A 17718-nucleotide genomic window follows, 5' to 3' on the forward strand; every position below is an offset into this window, starting at 1 on the left:
GCAAAAAAAATAGACCTGTCAGATTTTTAAAACCTGACAGGTCTATAATTAGACCTACTAGGTCTTAGAAATCAGGAAGTTTAAAAATTAACCTCCAAAATCATCAAATCTAATATGCTCATCAGGGATACCATAATCCTCACCCATTTTCTGAACCGCTTTGTTCATTAATGGAGGACCACAGAAGTATAGTTCTATATCTTCCGGCGAATCATGATGGTTCAAATAATTCTCTATAACACAATTATGTATAAATCCAACAAATCCGTCTCCTGGTGCATCAATATTTTCTTTCACTTTCCAGTTATCCTCTGGTAAAGGTTCCGAAAGCGCTAAATAGAACTTGAAATTCGGGAATTCCTTTTCAAGTCTATAAAAATGATCTAAATAAAATAATTCACGCTTAGATCTACCACCATACCAATAGGTTACTTTTCGGTTAGTTTTTAAAGTGTTGAAAAGGTGATATAAATGAGATCGCATTGGAGCCATTCCTGCTCCACCACCAACATATAACATCTCCGAATCCGATTCGTTGATAAAGAACTCACCGTAAGGTCCTGAGATGGTTACAGGGTCGCCTTTTTTCAAGTTAAAGATATAAGACGATGCGATACCTGGATTTACATCCATCCAGCCATTTTTAGCTCTATCCCATGGTGGAGTAGCAATACGCACGTTCAACATAATTTCTCTCCCCTCAGCAGGATAAGAAGCCATAGAATAAGCTCTTTCCTCTGTTTCAGGGTTTTTCATAACCAACGGCCACAGGTTAAACTTGTCCCATTCCGCCTGAAACTTATCCGGAGTTTCGTGTTCCTCAGGATGTGCCGTGATATCCATTTCAGAGAATTTCACTTCACAAGGAGGAATTTCGATCTGTATATACCCCCCGGCCTTATAACCCATGTCTTCTGGAATCTCAATAACAAATTCCTTAATAAACGAAGCCACATTGTAATTTCTAACTACGGTTCCTGGCCATTTCTTAATTCCAAAAACTTCCTCTGGAATGGTAATTTCCATATCTTGCTTCACCTTTACCTGGCAAGCCAAACGAGCGCCATGGTTTAATTCTTTTTTGGAGAAATGTGGTGTTTCCGTTGGCAGGGCTTCCCCTCCTCCGGAAAGTACATGACATTCACACTGAATGCAGGTACCTCCACCTCCACAGGCAGAAGGAAGAAATATTTTCTGATTTCCCAAAGTGGACAACAATGATCCACCTGAACTTACTTCAATTTTCTTTTCACCATTAATGGTTAAGGTAACTGGTCCTGATGGAGATAATTTTTCCTTGGTAAACAGTAATAGTGCCACCAATAATAACAATAGTATTAAAAAAGCAACTACCGTTATCAGTATTGTTCCAATTGTACTTGTAGCTAAAATCATTTTTACTCGTTTATTATAGCGTTGTTATAAGAAACCGTATTCTCCTTGGCTTCCTTTATTATCTTCTCTTCCTTTACTTTCTGGGCCGTATTCTGTTCCACTTCCTTTGGTGCTTCATCGCCCCCAGTCAACATACCACCAAAACTCATAAAACCAATAGCCATAAGTCCTGTAATAATAAAGGTTATACCCAAACCTCTAAGTGGTGGTGGAACATTGGAATATCTAATTTTCTCTCGAATAGCGGCTATGGCCACAATAGCTAAGAACCAGCCAATTCCAGAACTAAGCCCATAATTAAAGGCCAACCCCAAAGATTGTATATCCCTGGACTGCATAAATAATGAACCACCTAAAATAGCGCAGTTTACTGCAATCAGCGGTAAAAATATACCCAATGAATTATATAGTGCAGGAGAAAACTTTTCTACAACGATCTCTACCAATTGCACCATAGTTGCTATGGTTGCTATAAATAGTATAAAAGATAAAAAGCTCAGGTTGTAATCGGCGTATTCCGGACCTAACCAAGCCAAGGCACCATCTCTTAAAATATATTGATCCAACAACCAGTTTAAGGGCACTGTTACCGCCAATACGAATATTACCGCTGCTCCAAGACCAACTGCTGTAGTCACTTTTTTAGAAACGGCTAGATAAGAACACATTCCTAAGAACGTGGCAAATACCATATTGTCTATAAATATGGATTTAAAAAATAATTCAATATGCTCTAACATAACATTTTATCTTATGATGACTACTAGTTTTCTTCAATTAATGCTTTATTACGAGAACGCTGTACCCAGATAATGAGTCCAACTACGATCAAGGCCATTGGCGACAATAACATAAATCCGTTATTCTCATAACCGATAGCATATAATCCTGTTTTTTCAATAGGATCTCCCAACACCTTAAATCCAAGCAAAGTACCTGAACCCAAGAGCTCCCTAAAGAAACCTATTACAACCAAAATTAAACCGTATCCCGCTGCATTCCCAATACCGTCCAAGAAGGACCTCCAAGGGCCATTGGCCAAGGCAAAAGCCTCAAAACGCCCCATAATGATACAGTTGGTTATAATTAACCCAACGAAAACTGAAAGTGTTTTGCTCAATTCATAGGCAAATGCCTTCAACACCTGATCCACCATAATTACAAGGGCGGCTACAACGACCAATTGAACAATAATTCTAATCTTTGATGGTATAATGTTTCTCATTAATGAAATAACAACATTCCCTATACCCAATACGAACATTACGGAAATGGCCATTACAATGGATGCCTTAAGTTCTGCTGTAATTGCCAGTGCAGAACAAATTCCCAACACTTGAATAGTGATGGGGTTGTTATCGGCCAATGGGTCTAATATTAGACTCGTATCTTTTTTTGAAAGTAGTGCCATAGTTTATTTTTTAGCTCTTATTGATTCCAAATAGGATTTATATAGGTTTACACTTTCTTTGATCATTGCGGACAAACCATTACCGGTAATGGTGGCTCCTGCCAATGCATCAACTTCATTGTCATCTTTAATTTCGTTGGTAGGATCGTTATTGCCTTTTGCTACAGCAATCCCAGCATATTGCGTACCTTTTAATATAGATTCTCCCGCAAAATCATCCATAAAGTAGCGTTGCTTTATATTTGCTCCCAACCCAGGGGTCTCTCCCTTATGGTCAAAATACACACCTTTCACCACCAAATTATTATCCAAGGCAACAAAGCCCCATATAGCATCCCAAAGACCTTTACCTCTCATAGGAATGATATAAAATTTGGATCCATCCTTTTCACCGATAAACAACGGCAACTTTCTTGTTTTCCCCGCCTTGGCCTCTGTTTCCTGTTTCTTAAGATCAATAAGATAGGCTTGATCATTTTTTGTAATCTGATCTCCTTCAATTACCAATTGCTCAATAATGTATTTTTGAAATTCACCAGCTACATTGTCGGTGGAAATAAAATTAACACTTCCTTCATCCTCATTTGCGTTTACGCCCATGGCATAAAGAATGTTCTGTTGTTTTTCTAACCGTTCGTTCTCTTGAATCTTTTCACTAAGTGATGATGCAAAAAATGCCAAGAGCGACCCTACAATTACCACCATAATGGCCGCAAAAATAACGGTGTAACTATTTTTATCTGTATTAACTGCCATGATTATACTGTTTCTGCTTTTAATTCTTGTGTTTTCCCTTCACTGTCCCTAGGCAAAATAGTAGCGTTCTTAGCACGCTTCAATCTTCTATTGATATTTCCTCTAATAACATAATGATCAATTGTAGGTGCAAAAACGTTCATCAACAAAATTGCTAAGAAAACGCCTTCAGGGTAAGCGGGATTGAACACCCTTATCAATACTGAGATAAAACCTATAAAGAATCCATAGATCCATTTTCCTCTATTGGTCTGGGCCCCAGTAACCGGATCGGTTGCCATATATACAATACCAAAGGCCAAACCACCTACGATCAAATGTTGCCAAAAAGCAAAACTCATTAATCCGTAGAATTTACTGGTTTCTGTTATCCAGCCTGCATCAACTACACCATTAAAGATAAGTCCCATTACCAAAGCTCCTGCCACTGCACTCACCATGATCCTCCAACTGGCAATCTTACTAAAGATCAAGAATAGACCCCCCAATAATATTAGTATAGTAGAAGTTTCGCCAACAGATCCAGGAATAAATCCAAAAAACATATCGGAAACAGAATAACTCATTTCAGCACCTTTCCCCTGGGCCAAATAACCCAATATGGTTTCTCCGGAAATAGCATCCGGCCCACCTGCCAAATCAACAGCTTGATGCACCCAAACCTTATCACCACTCATCCATGTAGGATAGGCAAAGAATAAAAAGGCTCTAATAGTAAGTGCGGGATTCAAGATATTCATGCCTGTACCGCCAAAAACTTCCTTACCGATAACAACTCCAAAGACAACGGCTACTGCCAACATCCATAAAGGAGTATCAATAGGAACTATTAAGGGTACCAACATCCCTGTTACCAAATACCCTTCCTCTACTTCATGACCTTTTATAACAGCGAACAAAAACTCCACTGCAAGTCCAACGGCATAAGAAACGATTACCAAAGGCAGGACTGTCCATGCCCCCATGATAAAGTTTTCAAAAGTTAAGAAGTTTCCGAAAACCGAAGCTTGCCTAAGAACACCATTTGCGGCATCTACAGCAGCATAGTGCTGATATCCAGCATTGAATATTCCAAAAATAAGTACGGGCACCAAGGCCATTATTACCGTATTCATGGTCCGTTTTAAATCATCTACAACGCGTACATGGGAACCGGAATGTGTTGTTTCATTAGGAGCATACAAAAAAGTATGGATAGCATTGAATGCTGGTGCCATTTTTTTGCCCTTATACCTCTCCTTTAGATTATGTAAATTACTTTTTAAGCTCATCTTTTATCCTATTTCTTTATATAATAAATCCAACCCTTCCCTAATAATCTGTTGATGGGGCTGTTTAGAGATGCAAATAAATTCTGTAAGTGAAAAATCTTCGGGAGCCACCTCGTAAAGTCCAAGTTGCTCCATTTCATCCAGGTCCTTCACCATACAAGCTTTTAAAAGTTGTAACGGGTAGATATCCATTGGAAAAACCTCCTCATATAATCCGGTAACCACAAATGCCCTATGTTCACCATTGGTATTAGTGTCCAAATCATATTTCTTTTTAGGCTGCAACCATGAAAAAGTAAGTGCCCTAGTCGTAGAAACTTTATTAAAAACGGGCTTGTTCCAACCAAAGAGTTCATAATCATCACCTTCGGGAATAGCCGTCACAGTATTGTTATAATGACCCAAATAACCATCTGGCTTAGTTTTGGTTCCAGTTAACACATCTCCATTGATCACTCTAAAATTCTCTGTATTAACACCACTGGCATAAAGAAAAGTAGAAACTTCAGACCCTATTTTAGTAGTATAATATTTTGGTGCCTTAACACTAGACCCAACCAAAGCTACCACCCTTTCAGGATTATACCTTCCCGTTAGCATCAGCTCTCCAATAATAACCAAATCTTGTGGTGTAATGGTCCATACCACTTCACCTTTATTTATCGGATCAATTTTGTTGATCTGCGTTCCTACCAGACCAGCTGGATGAGGACCACTAACATTATGAATTTCAGCACCTTCTAAATTAGCAAAAATGGACTGCCCGCCTTTACCAACCGAAACATGAACCTTGCCTGGAGTTAATTTTCCTAGCGCACTAATTGCTGCCTGCAGTTCTTTTTCCTTACCCTTTAGTGAATAATCCAAATCTGCTGCCATAGGACTAGTTACATAGGCCGAGACAAATATTGCCTTTGGAGTTACATCCGGATTAGCTATTATATCATAAGGTCTTTGCTTAACAAAAGGCCAACATCCAGATTTTAAAAGCAACGCTTTAATATCCTCTGCTTTGGCACTTCTAGGAGACAAAGATGCATGTGAAACAAATTCTTGGCTTTTATCGGCCAATATCTTCAAGGTTAAGATTTTTCTTCGGGCACCTCTTACTACCTCCACCAGTTCTCCGCTTACGGGGGAAACAAAAAGCATCTCTTCCACATTTTTATTATAAAAAAGTGGTTCTCCCGCCTTAACTTCGGCGCCTTGCTTAACTATTAATTTAGGGGTAATTCCGTGAAAATCCTGAAGATTAATTGCATAAACATTACTTAAAACAGCTTTGGAAGTAGTCTTCTCCGCCTCACCAATAAGATTAATGTTCAAGCCTTTTTTAATTCGGATGTCTTTAGACATATTTAGTAGACCTTAGGTTATCAAATTTCGAGCAAATTTACTACTTAATAAAAAGTTTTCATAATTATTACTTATAAATTTAGAGATTAAACCGTCCTTACCCATTTAGGCTTGCTTTTTGCTTACCTTTACGAGAAAATATTACCAAATGCGATTGAATCTTTATGCGCTTTTACTGCTCCTTTCTGCCCATTTAGCTTATACTCAGGTGCAGTTGGAAATTAACCCTCCCAACAATATTAAGTCTATTATATTTAAAGGCACCACCGATGACCAATTTCCAGTGGTAAACCTGGGCGATCCCATTAATTTGGAATTTGATGATCTTTTGGCCAATGAACAGGATTACTATTACAAGATTGTTCACTGCGATTACGACTGGACCCCCTCGTCCCTCTTAAAATCACAATATCTAAATGGAATGGACAACGAACGCATTGTGGATTACGAAAATAGTTATTCTACATTGCAGCCCTATTCCAACTATAAGCTAACTATCCCTAATGACAACACACGTTTAAAAGTCAGTGGAAATTACCTGTTAGAAATTTACAATAGCTATAATGAGCTTCAATTTTCACGTAGATTTTTGGTATATGAGGATTTGGTAAATGTGGGCGGGGTCGTAAAGCGATCAAGGGATTTTACATACCTAAATGAAAAACAAGTTGTACAATTTACCATTAATACCAATCAGGTAAAACTGGTAAACCCCAACAAAGAAGTCAAGGTTGCCATTATACAAAACTATCAATGGCCTACCACTATCAGCAATATTAGCCCTCAGTTTATCCTGGGTACAGAATTGGTATATAAATATGATAAGGAAACCAGTTTTTTTGGCGGCAATGAGTACTTTAATTTTGACACAAAAGATTTAAGGGCTCCCAGTTCTTCTATCTCCCGCATAGAATTGGACGAACTCTACAGTCACTATTTATTTACAGATTACTTTAGGGATGATCGCCCCTATACCTATTATCCCGACGTTAATGGGGATTTTGTGGTCAGGACACTGCAAGGAGACGATAGTTCTAGGGAAGCCGAATATAGCTACGTACACTTTACACTTCCCTACACCGATAAAATTGGCCTGAATGATGTGTTTGTCATGGGGAAATTCAACAATTATGCACTGGAAGAAGAAAATAAAATGACCTATAATGAGGATACCGGTAATATGGAAGCGGTTATTAAAATGAAACAAGGTTTTTATAATTACAAATATGTAATGAAAAACAACGAAGGTGTACTTGACATGAACACTATTTCCGGAAACTTTCATTTCACTGAAAACAACTATCTAATCTTGGTATATTATCGTAATTTTGGAGATATCTACGACAGTATTATTGGAGTAGGCTCTGCTAATTCCCGTTCCATTACCAACTAAAGTTCAAAAGCTACTCTGCCAAAAAGTCAATACTACAATTACAAGATCTACCATGACCTATAAGCAAACCCCAGTTAATTACATTATGAATATCGCTACCAATCCAATGCCAAAAATATTCTTCGTTATATCCTTTTTGTTTTTATCCCTTACCTCTTTGGCACAGGAAACAAAACTGGACAGTCTTTTAGATGATTATAGCAATCATCCGGAACATATACTTGTTGCTGCACACAGGGCCACCAATCCCAATTACCCAGAAAATTCCCTGGCCGCCATAGCGGAAAGTATTCGTATTGGGGTAGATATCGTAGAAATAGATATTAGAAAAAGTAAGGATGGCGAACTCGTAATTATGCACGACGAAACTATTGACAGAACCACAAATGGCAGTGGTAAAGTGGATGATTTCAGCCTTGCCGAGCTAAAAGAATTCCGTCTTAAATTTGGTAGTGACATTACAAAGGAGCAAATTCCAACCTTTGAGGAAGTATTGCAGCTAACTAAGGGAAAAATTATTCTTGACGTAGATTTCAAATTAGAAGGCGAGGCCTTGGTAAAACAAACGTTTGCCTTGATCGAAAAATACGGAATGGAGGATCAGATATTATTTTTCCTTTATGATTATCCTGAAACTACACAATATCAAAAGTTAAACAAAAACATAAAAATAATGCCCCGGGCCTATTCTAGGAAAGACATTAGGGCCATTAAAAAATTAGAGGATATTTCCATTATTCATATTGATGAAAGCTATTACAAAAATGGCATCATGCGCAGGACGATAAAATCCGGATATAGAGTATGGATAAATGCACTGGGCAAGTACGATACGATGGAGAGTAAAAAGAAAGATTCAGGTTTTGATGCCCTATTAACTCGAAAATACGTCAACGTAATTCAAACCGATTTACCGGAAGAACTGCTTACCTATCTTAGGTCGAGGAACCTACACCGATAGATCAACTGTTTAGATACAGGAAAGAAATCATCGGAAACTGATGTTGTAAACCCCGTCCTTATATTCCTTGTTGTTCTTAATAATTAGTTTATGTTTTTGGGTGTCGTAATTCCAAAACACGTCCTTTTCCAATAGACGCCCATCCAAGGTGATGGATTCCGGAATGTGGTTGGAATGGATTCTTAAAATATGGGGTATTTTTATCCCTTCCAACGAAAGTTTTAATCTATTAGCTGAGGTGGAATATAAAATCCTAGTTTCACCCACAGCATCCGTATGATAGTAAACAAAGCTATTTTCACCTTTGGGATATACTAAAATTGTAGTAAACCCTTCTGAATCCACATCCCCTAATCCAGTATAGGAACGCTTAATATCCATTGGGATAATGGCACCTTCCTTTACATAAACTGGAAATTCGTCCATTGAAAATTCACCTTGAATATCCTGGGCTCCTTCAATGAGTTCCCTATCATCAAAAAAGTACCTCCATTGGCCTTTGGGCAAAGTAATATTTCTATTTTTTGAGTCCCTATAAATCGGTGCAACCAGAAAATCATCTCCGAACATATAGTGATATTTACCTTCTTTTAAGGGTGTCTGCAACCTTTTGCCTCCATCATGGGCCGTTACCACATAGTGATACATATAAGGCACTAATTCAGTATGCAACCAGGAAAACTTTCGTATTACCTGTAGCTCCTCCACCGTTCTCTTCCAAAGTCGCCTTTCGCCATGTCCACCGTTCATGAACAGACCACAAAAGGCTGAAAATTGCGTCCACCGCATATAAAGTCTTGGAGGAATTGTACTTCCCGAAAATCCAGCCACATCGGACCCTACAATATTATAGCCCAATTCGGCGCTTTTCAGGATACTCTCTATAGCCGACTCGTAACCTTGAACCCCATCCAAGGCTATATCAACTTTTTCCTCCCCACTTTCCATTATCATTTCATCCGTCACCCATTCGTGCTTCTGATCTCCAACCCAATTTACTGGAGAGGCATCAATTGGCGAAAAACCTTCGGGATGAAACCCACGATCTATAGATCTGGATAGGGTAACAAATTCTGAATTTTGGGTAAGTCCATACCGGTATTCATCCCTATAATAATGATCCATATAAGTTCTAGTGGTCATTATTCCTTTGGAAGTCTTCTTGTAAAATATGGGTATTGGCCCCAGTTGACTCCAGAATAAGGTTGCAGTACCATCCAACTTCCATCCATCAATACCCAAATCAAAAACGTCTTGTTGTAAGGTTCTCCACCAGTTCATGGCATTTGTATTGGTATAATCTATAAAACCACCCTCGCCTTTCCACCATTTATTAGGGCTATTGGATTTTACCAAGAAGCCTTTCTCCATAGCCTCCTTATACCAATCCTTGGAATCCTTTATTTGGGTGTCCTTACTAAAGCTATTCACCATAGAGGTCATCCACAGCACTACCCTATAATCATTATCCTGAAGCTTCTTAAACCATTGGTCCGGATTCTTATAAAGAGTAGTATCAACATCAAAATCGTTGTAGCGCAAAGACCACGGACTATCCAAAATAATGGTTCTCACAGGAATATCGTTATCCTTATACCCTGTTAATAACTCATCCACATATTCTGAAGTATTTACATCATCTTCCCATAGCCAACATTCCAATGCCCATGCCGGGGTCAAAGGCGGATTTCCATGTCGATGGTCATTGAATGGCATTCCCCAGACTGGCAAAACCCAATAAAAATAAGAAATTACACTTAAAATCAGTAAAACCAAAACACCGATCTTTAGTATCTTTTTTTTCAATTTTTGGCTTTTAATTTTCTGAAGAATCTAACATAAACGATCAAAAGAGAATAGATCATAAAGACAGCGCCAATGGTTAACAACATGGAACTGTATTCGGCGAACACTTTACTATAGCCCTTAACGGCATTGCCCCTTACCATATAGTACAAGCCCAAGGCAACCAAGAATAGTGCGCTCGCCAATCCTGTCAAGGCCATTCTTTTATGCATTGGAATAAAATGATCCTTCCTGTAATTCCAAAGCAATTGGAACAAAACCAACCAAACGGCCCATGATAAAACTTGAAAAAAGTTCAGCGTCCTAAAATAATTGACCAAGGTAATAAAGGGTTGAAACAATAGATTTTCTTCAATATAAAAAGGTCGATCTTGGTACATAAGCACCTTAACCTTACTCTGATCTCTATTTCTGATGATTTCCAGAATAGATTTTTCTTTTTTATCAGGATTCATTTGATGCCAATTAGGAATTTTAAAAGCATTCCAAATACCGCAGGCCCGCCCGTAACCATGAAAATCAAGTCCACCAATCATTAGGAGCTTGTTATCTTCACAAAATTCTTTTAGGTCCTTAAAGATGGCTCTATCGTAATACAATTCCTTGCCTACATTTTCAATTTCAAAGCCATCAGCACCAAGGTCCTTATAAAACTCCTTATCATTACCCTTACCATCGAACCAATGATTAATGATAACTGCTCCCCCGTACTTATGCACCAAATTTACTATAAGGGAATCCGATTTATCCTTGGTTTCGAAATTTCCGTTCAACCCCAATAAACTCATATGATTGGAACCTGAATGTTCTTGGCCTACCATGATCAATGGTTCCCTTGGAACTTGGTTATTTCTTTGTTTTAAGGAGAAATCCAATGTTTTTTTATGATTGGCATGATCAGTAATAAAGAAGGCATCGAAGCCATTTCTTTTATGCCATGCCCACATATTATCCTGTGATATTAATCCGTCATGACTAAACTCGGTATGGGCGTGGGTAGTGACCAACACCTCATCCGATGTATTATTAACTATAGTATTATTAGGTAACGGAAGGAAAAGAATAACAACAAAGGCAGCAAAACAAATTCCTATCAATAACAGTATGTTACCCAAAAGCCATAGCAACCTCTGTTTTCTATGTGTGCCAGTAGGAACTTTAAAAACTTTTATTAGGCTAAAGCCTATGTAAAAAACCACGATCCACAATAATGTTATAGGCAATTCCACTAATGGATAAAGGGAACGGTTAAAATAAAGTAACAACCCCAAAATAGGTTCAAAAAGTATACGCCATATCTGGATCTCTACTCCAAAATTAGGGTCAGTTTCTAAAGTAAGGGCATTGATAATATGTAAATCCAAATGAATTAAAAGCGCTAGAACAGCGATAATAAACAGCGGAATTACAACAAAGTATTTTTTAAATATTTTATGATTATCCATTATCAAAAGGCTTCAAGATAGTCCTCTTTTCTATAACAGAAAAAACATAGTTCATGAAGCATGATCAAGATTCCCCACCAACGCTTTTAGTGAACTGGACTGTGTTCATTTTCATAGTTAAATTGGGCAATATATGCTTTAATCTGATTACGTTGTACCTCACTGAACCTCTGAAGTGGTTCTGCAGTGTGATCCTGGCAAATTTCCATTGCCAACAATGCCGACTTGGTTCCCTTGATGTGTCTTGAAGAATAGTCACCAACCTCATAAATTGTGGTATGAATCTTAAGCACTTGGTCACGTAATGATTTTACTTTTTCCAAATCCCTATCCACTGAGGCATTGTATAAATCTACAAACAGTTTTGGAAAAAAATTGGCCCCACCTGCAACTGCACCATGTCCTCCGTTCATAATTGTTTCCGGTAAAAACAATTCTGTTCCTGCTATTATTGAAAATAGCGGATCACCTTTAAACTCCTCTATCAACATATACAAATAGCTAAGATCCCCTGAACTATCCTTTATACCAATTGCCCCTAACTCCTTTGCCCGTCTAACGACCTCAATGGACAAATGAAGCTTTGTACAACTTGGCATGTTATATAACATAAAAGGTAATGGCAACTTTGGTAACAGACTATCAAGATAATCTCCCATTTCTTCTTGGGAAATTGGAAAATAGTACGGCGGAGCAACAACCAATGAATCTGCCCCCACTTCTTTCGCATGGTTTGCGATTGCCAAGGTACCATCAAAAGAGGTATCTGTAATCCCTACCATTACCGGGACCTTTTTGTTTACAATTTTACAGGTTTCCGTTATAAGCTGTTTCCTAACCTCATAACTTAAACTAGGGCCTTCACCAGTGGTTCCTAAAATAAAAATGCCATGGACACCACCTTCTAACAAATGATTAACCAATTTATTTAATCCTAACAAATCCAGTTCTTTATTCTCCAGCAATGGAGTAATCATCGGAGGTATTATTCCTTTCACAGGTAAATTCATCATTATATATTTAATAGGTTAAATAAATAGGAAGACCTCCCCGACTGATAAATTGTTGTAATAATTGCATTCATAGTGGTTGGTTTTTTAGGTAGTTCATGAATCCAATCATTAGTAATAAACCCTAGAAATTAACAACAGGACTTACAGATTCTAAAGATTTGAGACATGAATTGTTGTTATAACAAATTAAAATCAATTTAACATCTCTCGCCACTACAATATTGTTTTAATTACATTAAATTTTAACCTTAATTCTGAATAATTTAATTATATTAGTCCAATATTGTCAATATACCAACTTATGGAATTTATCTTCGAAAAAATATTTGTCCCCAACAAACATTCATTTATATCAAGAAAGCTGCCTTTGGCATCAAATGCTAAAATACATTCCCATAAAAATTTTGAACTAAACTTTATCACCACGGGATCGGGCAGGAGAATTGTTGGGGACAACATTTCTGGTTTTGAAAAAGGTGACCTAGTTTTATTGGGGCCCAATTTACCACACTGTTGGGAAGCTTTGGATTTTGAAAAAGAAAATGATCCCTTTTGTATTGTTACCCACTTTTCCGAGGACATTATTAACTCCGATTTCTTTAGAATGCCAGAGTTGGAAAGGGTTGTGGATTTGCTAAAACAATCTAGCACAGGACTTCGTTTTAAACTAGAAAATGACAGTCACATAAGACACAGTCTAGAGAAAATGACGCAATTACAAGGACTGGAGTATTATATTGAAATGCTTAAAATATTTAATTTTCTACTACAAATAGAGGAAAGGGAGAATCTCTCCAATCCCAATAACAGTTCTGCCATATTCTCCAAAAACCTTGATAAAATAAATAAGGTGTACGAATATGTTTTCCAAAATATTCAGGAAGGTGTTAAACTGGAAGAAGCTGCCTCTGTATTGAATATGGCACCTAGTTCGTTTTGCAGATATTTTAAGAAGAAGACCAATCTAACCTTTATGGAATATGTAAAAAGCGTTAGGGTGGGTATTGCGGCCAAATTACTGGCAGAGACCGATAAGCAAATAACACAGATTTGCTTTGAAAGTGGCTACAATAATCTAGCCAATTTTAACCACTACTTTAAGCATATAATGGGCAAAACGCCATCAGATTACCGAAAAACATTTCGGTAACCTTGTGGGGAACTCCTCTACATTTAACTTAGTGTATTAGACTTTTAATTATTCTCAAATGGATTACGTTCATTATGAATTTACAGATCATTCTGAAATAAACATTTTAATACCAATCAATTCCTCAATACTCTATAAATTGTAACCCATCCTTGTTTTTTGCAAAAACTATACGTTTCAAATCCGTATCCTGTGTCCTTAAAATTCCTGCATTTTTCACATCTCCCTTAACCAATAAACCACTTGAACTTGGATAAAGGGTTGAAAATTGCCCCTTCCCATTACCTTTTAGTACAACTCCGTAACTGGCATCATTCCTTGGAGTCTCTACCTCGGACTGATATAAATTTCCTGATAATAAGGCATCCAAATTACCATCTTTATCATAGTCTTCTATCAAAATACTATTGACGGAAGAGAATTGTACCGGCCCTTCTATCATATGGGTTTTAAACTTGAAATTGCCCAAATTTTCAACATAGGTAGTAGCGAATGTAGTTGCCTTATAATGAGTGGCCTTCTTTAATTCCTCAGCTCCATATACGGTAGATAGATCTGCTATTCCAAAATCATGATAACTAGGAAATTTCTCTTTAATAAAAGGCATTTGATTGGAAGTACATTCCCTACCCCTTAACGGATAAGCAACCCCCTTTTCTTGATAACTAAGTACAATATCCAAACTTCCATTCCGATCAAAGTCATTGGCATATACCTCAAAAGGTGCTTCCATGGACGCCTTATATTTATAGTTTAATCCCAAATTTCCAACCATAAAATCCATATCGCCATCATTATCAAAATCGGCCGATGCAATACTAAACCACCACCCAGTCTCATTTTCCAAACCTGACTGCTCAGTAATATCGGTGAATTTTGTCCCGGTATTTTTAATAATTCTGATGGGCATCCATTCCCCGGCGATGACAAGATCTAGGTTTTTATCATGGTCCACATCTACCCATTCCGCATCCGAGACCATCCCCAAATTGGCCATAAATGGAGCCAATTCCTCAGTTACATTAACAAACTTCACATTTCCACTGCTACTATCATTTCTTAATAGATAACTACTGGCAGGAAGTGGGTATTTACCTGGAATCAATTTACCACCCACAAATAAATCCAGGTCTCCATCATTATCAAAATCCCCTGTTTTAACGCAGGAGCCACTAACCAGATCATCTGGAAGGGCATTTTGGCTTTTCACAAATTTGCCTTTGCCTAAATTTTCGTAAAAGCGATCGCGATAATATTCATTCTGTAGCAATTCCTCATTGCCTCCCGATACGATATATAGGTCAAGATCACCATCCTTGTCTGCGTCAAAGAATACAGAGGCCACATCTTCATGTGCCCTATCCCCTGCCCATAGGGACCGCTGCTCAGATGTAAAACTGCCACTTTGTTGCTGTAGGAACAATTCTCCTATTTCGCCTTTTGCACCTCCCACAAAAAAATCATCCAGGCCATCGTTATTTACATCCCCAATAGCTAATGCAGGTCCGTTTTCAGAAAATTTATGTGGTAATAAACTTTCCCTCTTAAAATCGTCAAAATCATTCTCCACATGTTTATAATTCGCTTGAACAATGTTTGTTACATCTTGAAAAATAGGTTTAGAAATTTCTTTTATTGGATTCTTGGAAACGGTGGCATCCGAATAGTTTAAATTCAGCTGCTGATTTACGTTTAAACCACTTATAAGCTGGGATTTCCCATCGGGCCAAACAATATTTAAACTCTTGATATTGTCCACTGCACCCACACCAAAATGCACTATTTCACTTACAGATGATTGAAAGCCCCTGGACAAATATTGTTCCTTGGTCTGCTTTTCATCCTTAGTTTCAACAGTAATCCTAGCTCCAAGACCTATACTATTTCCTTTAGGGCCATTTAATTTCAATTTAAGATAATTGTTTTTGGGCAACAACTCGCTGGAATTATTCCTGTAAACAAAGGCCGGGTCATTAATATTATTCCCAATGATATCCAGATCACCATCGTTATCCAAATCGGCGTAAACCGCACCATTGGTACAGCTCGGGGTATTTAAGTTCCAAGCCTCATTCATTGCCGAAAACGTAAAATCCCTGTTGTTCAAGTAGAGTAAATTTACTTCCTTCTTTTCCGGCATTCGTGCTAGAACATCATCGTAATATGTCTTAATTAGCGAATCCTTATTTTTATAAATTTCAAGATCTTTATACAATTGATCTACTCTTTTACGCTTATAAATCACAAAATCGTTATTTCTAAACGATCTTAAAATACCGTTGGACACAAAAACATCTTGCCAACCATCGTTGTCCATATCAAATAAAAGAGGGGCCCAACTCCAATTGGTATTGGATATTCCGGCATACTTCCCAATTTCCGAAAATGCAGGAACACCGTCCTCCTTAAAATTTCCATTGTTCAATTGTAGGGTATTGAACATGTACTGGTGGTGCAAGCCCATATCTACGATATCCTGAAACCTCTTTATGCTCATACCGCTCATACTGGTCTTAAGGTCATAATTGTTGTTGGATACCATATCCACCGAAATAAAATCCAGTAAACCATCATTGTTAATGTCCCCAATATCGTTACCCATCGAAAAATTTGAAATATGGTTGGTAGCTTTCAAAATCTCTTCCTTAAAAGTCCCATCCTTTTGATTCAAATAGAGATGGTCCTTTTCTGAATAATCTTGACCCACCAATATATCCGGCCATTGGTCATTGTTCAAATCCCCAATCGAAATACCCAGGCCGAAACCGATTGAATTATTTACAATACCGCTAGACTCTGAAACATCTATAAATTTGCCATTGTCGTTGCGAAATAACCGTTCACTACTATAATCAGATTTTTCGTTAATAAGCGTGCTTAGTTTAGGTTCCACATCTGCAGGCTCAATGCCATGATTTATCAAGAACATATCTAAGTCCCCATCCTTGTCATAATCCAAAAATGCAGCTTGGGTAGAGTAATGCGGAAGATCCAGCCCATATTCGGAAGCCTCCTCTTCAAACACAGGTATTCCTTCTTTGTTATTTCCTTTATTTACGTAAAGCTCATTTCTCCTTTGATCCAAATTATTATAATCACCGGATTTACAGACATAGATATCCAAAAGTCCATCTGAATTAATATCCACCATGGTTACACCTGTGGGAAAACCATTTAAACCCTTCACTTTTGACACCAAAGTGGTCTCTTCAAAAGTCAAATTACCTTTATTTATAAAGAGTTTATTCGAGTATAAATTTGAAATAAAGTAAATATCGGGAAGATCATCATTGTTTAAATCCCCTACGGCTACACCTCCTCCATTATATAGGTATTCATAAAGCACCCCATTGACTGTTGGACTTTCGTTTATGACATTTATAAAATTTAATTTGGTTTCATTAGGACCCAATAGTGTAAATAGAGCTTCAACAGAGGCTTGGTTACTATCATCCGTTCTTGGCATCTCTTTCTTTTCTCCACAACTAAGAAATAAGAAAATTAAACCCAAAATGATACTACTCTTGTTCATTATCTATAAGTATTATTTTATAAAAGACTTGGCCATTAAACCTTGCATTGGTTTACCTATGATTCCAATGTGAAATAAATTTCAATTTACTTAAAATAGTATCAACCCTAGCGCTTTTAGGCCATGAATCAGGGTCAATCAAAAGCCTCAAATATAAGATATTGAATCCTTGCACCTTCTCCCATCAGCATTAGTCTATTATTAAAAAGTACTGACAGATTTACTTTGA

13 protein-coding genes are annotated in these 17718 nt (G+C 37.5%); 3 read left to right on the forward strand and 10 right to left on the reverse strand.

Annotated elements, in window-relative coordinates; translation table 11 throughout:
- Window positions 1-87: 87 nt before the first annotated feature.
- The 6 genes from nqrF to CWD90_RS01980 are packed head-to-tail and all read right to left on the reverse strand — an operon-like array spanning window position 88 to window position 6189.
- On the reverse strand, window positions 88-1395 hold the full coding sequence (nqrF, locus tag CWD90_RS01955) for an NADH:ubiquinone reductase (Na(+)-transporting) subunit F (RefSeq protein WP_103474257.1): 1308 nt from the start codon (window positions 1393-1395) through the stop codon (window positions 88-90).
- A 2-nt stretch (window positions 1396-1397) separates the two neighbouring features.
- Window positions 1398-2135, reverse strand: coding sequence for an NADH:ubiquinone reductase (Na(+)-transporting) subunit E (nqrE, locus tag CWD90_RS01960; protein WP_103474258.1), 738 nt, complete (start codon window positions 2133-2135; stop codon window positions 1398-1400).
- Between the two features lie 23 nt (window positions 2136-2158).
- The gene (locus tag CWD90_RS01965; protein ID WP_103474259.1) at window positions 2159-2806 is read right to left on the reverse strand and encodes an NADH:ubiquinone reductase (Na(+)-transporting) subunit D; all 648 of its coding nucleotides are present in this window, start codon (window positions 2804-2806) and stop codon (window positions 2159-2161) included.
- A gap of 3 nt (window positions 2807-2809) precedes the next feature.
- Entirely contained in the window at window positions 2810-3562 is a 753-nt protein-coding gene (locus CWD90_RS01970; protein WP_103474260.1) for a Na(+)-translocating NADH-quinone reductase subunit C, read from the reverse strand.
- Window positions 3563-3564: 2 nt separating this feature from the next.
- A complete protein-coding gene (locus CWD90_RS01975; RefSeq protein ID WP_103474261.1) occupies window positions 3565-4833 on the reverse strand; it encodes an NADH:ubiquinone reductase (Na(+)-transporting) subunit B in 1269 nt (422 codons plus the stop codon).
- A 3-nt stretch (window positions 4834-4836) separates the two neighbouring features.
- Window positions 4837-6189 (reverse strand): Na(+)-translocating NADH-quinone reductase subunit A, encoded by a 1353-nt coding sequence (locus tag CWD90_RS01980; RefSeq protein WP_103474262.1) that lies wholly within the window; start codon window positions 6187-6189, stop codon window positions 4837-4839.
- 148 nt (window positions 6190-6337) lie between these two features.
- Here CWD90_RS01980 and CWD90_RS01985 point away from each other — a divergent pair, with 148 nt between their 5' ends.
- Together CWD90_RS01985 and CWD90_RS01990 are read left to right on the forward strand one after the other, a co-directional pair.
- Window positions 6338-7582: a type IX secretion system plug protein gene (locus CWD90_RS01985; protein WP_103474263.1), complete on the forward strand. Its 1245-nt coding sequence runs from the start codon at window positions 6338-6340 to the stop codon at window positions 7580-7582.
- Between the two features lie 52 nt (window positions 7583-7634).
- The gene (locus tag CWD90_RS01990) at window positions 7635-8543 is read left to right on the forward strand and encodes a glycerophosphodiester phosphodiesterase family protein (protein ID WP_103474264.1); all 909 of its coding nucleotides are present in this window, start codon (window positions 7635-7637) and stop codon (window positions 8541-8543) included.
- A 27-nt stretch (window positions 8544-8570) separates the two neighbouring features.
- Here CWD90_RS01990 and CWD90_RS01995 read toward each other — a convergent pair whose 3' ends face one another.
- The 3 genes from CWD90_RS01995 to CWD90_RS02005 all read right to left on the reverse strand — a co-directional run bounded on the left by CWD90_RS01995 (window position 8571) and on the right by CWD90_RS02005 (window position 12807).
- The gene (locus CWD90_RS01995) at window positions 8571-10349 is read right to left on the reverse strand and encodes a TIM-barrel domain-containing protein (RefSeq protein ID WP_205161187.1); all 1779 of its coding nucleotides are present in this window, start codon (window positions 10347-10349) and stop codon (window positions 8571-8573) included.
- Window positions 10346-11794, reverse strand: a complete 1449-nt coding sequence (locus CWD90_RS02000) for a PHP domain-containing protein (protein WP_103474266.1) — start codon at window positions 11792-11794, stop codon at window positions 10346-10348. Before CWD90_RS02000 ends, CWD90_RS01995 begins: the two co-directional genes overlap by 4 nt.
- A gap of 86 nt (window positions 11795-11880) precedes the next feature.
- Window positions 11881-12807 (reverse strand): dihydrodipicolinate synthase family protein, encoded by a 927-nt coding sequence (locus CWD90_RS02005; protein WP_103474267.1) that lies wholly within the window; start codon window positions 12805-12807, stop codon window positions 11881-11883.
- 301 nt (window positions 12808-13108) lie between these two features.
- Here CWD90_RS02005 and CWD90_RS02010 point away from each other — a divergent pair, with 301 nt between their 5' ends.
- Window positions 13109-13957 (forward strand): AraC family transcriptional regulator, encoded by an 849-nt coding sequence (locus CWD90_RS02010; protein WP_103474268.1) that lies wholly within the window; start codon window positions 13109-13111, stop codon window positions 13955-13957.
- 124 nt (window positions 13958-14081) lie between these two features.
- On the opposite strand, the gene CWD90_RS02015 is transcribed toward CWD90_RS02010, so the two are convergent.
- The gene (locus tag CWD90_RS02015; RefSeq protein WP_103474269.1) at window positions 14082-17489 is read right to left on the reverse strand and encodes a VCBS repeat-containing protein; all 3408 of its coding nucleotides are present in this window, start codon (window positions 17487-17489) and stop codon (window positions 14082-14084) included.
- Between the last annotated feature and the right edge of the window lie 229 nt (window positions 17490-17718).

It is taken from the genome of Arenibacter catalasegens (genome assembly GCF_002909235.1).
Classification (GTDB): domain Bacteria; phylum Bacteroidota; class Bacteroidia; order Flavobacteriales; family Flavobacteriaceae; genus Arenibacter; species Arenibacter catalasegens.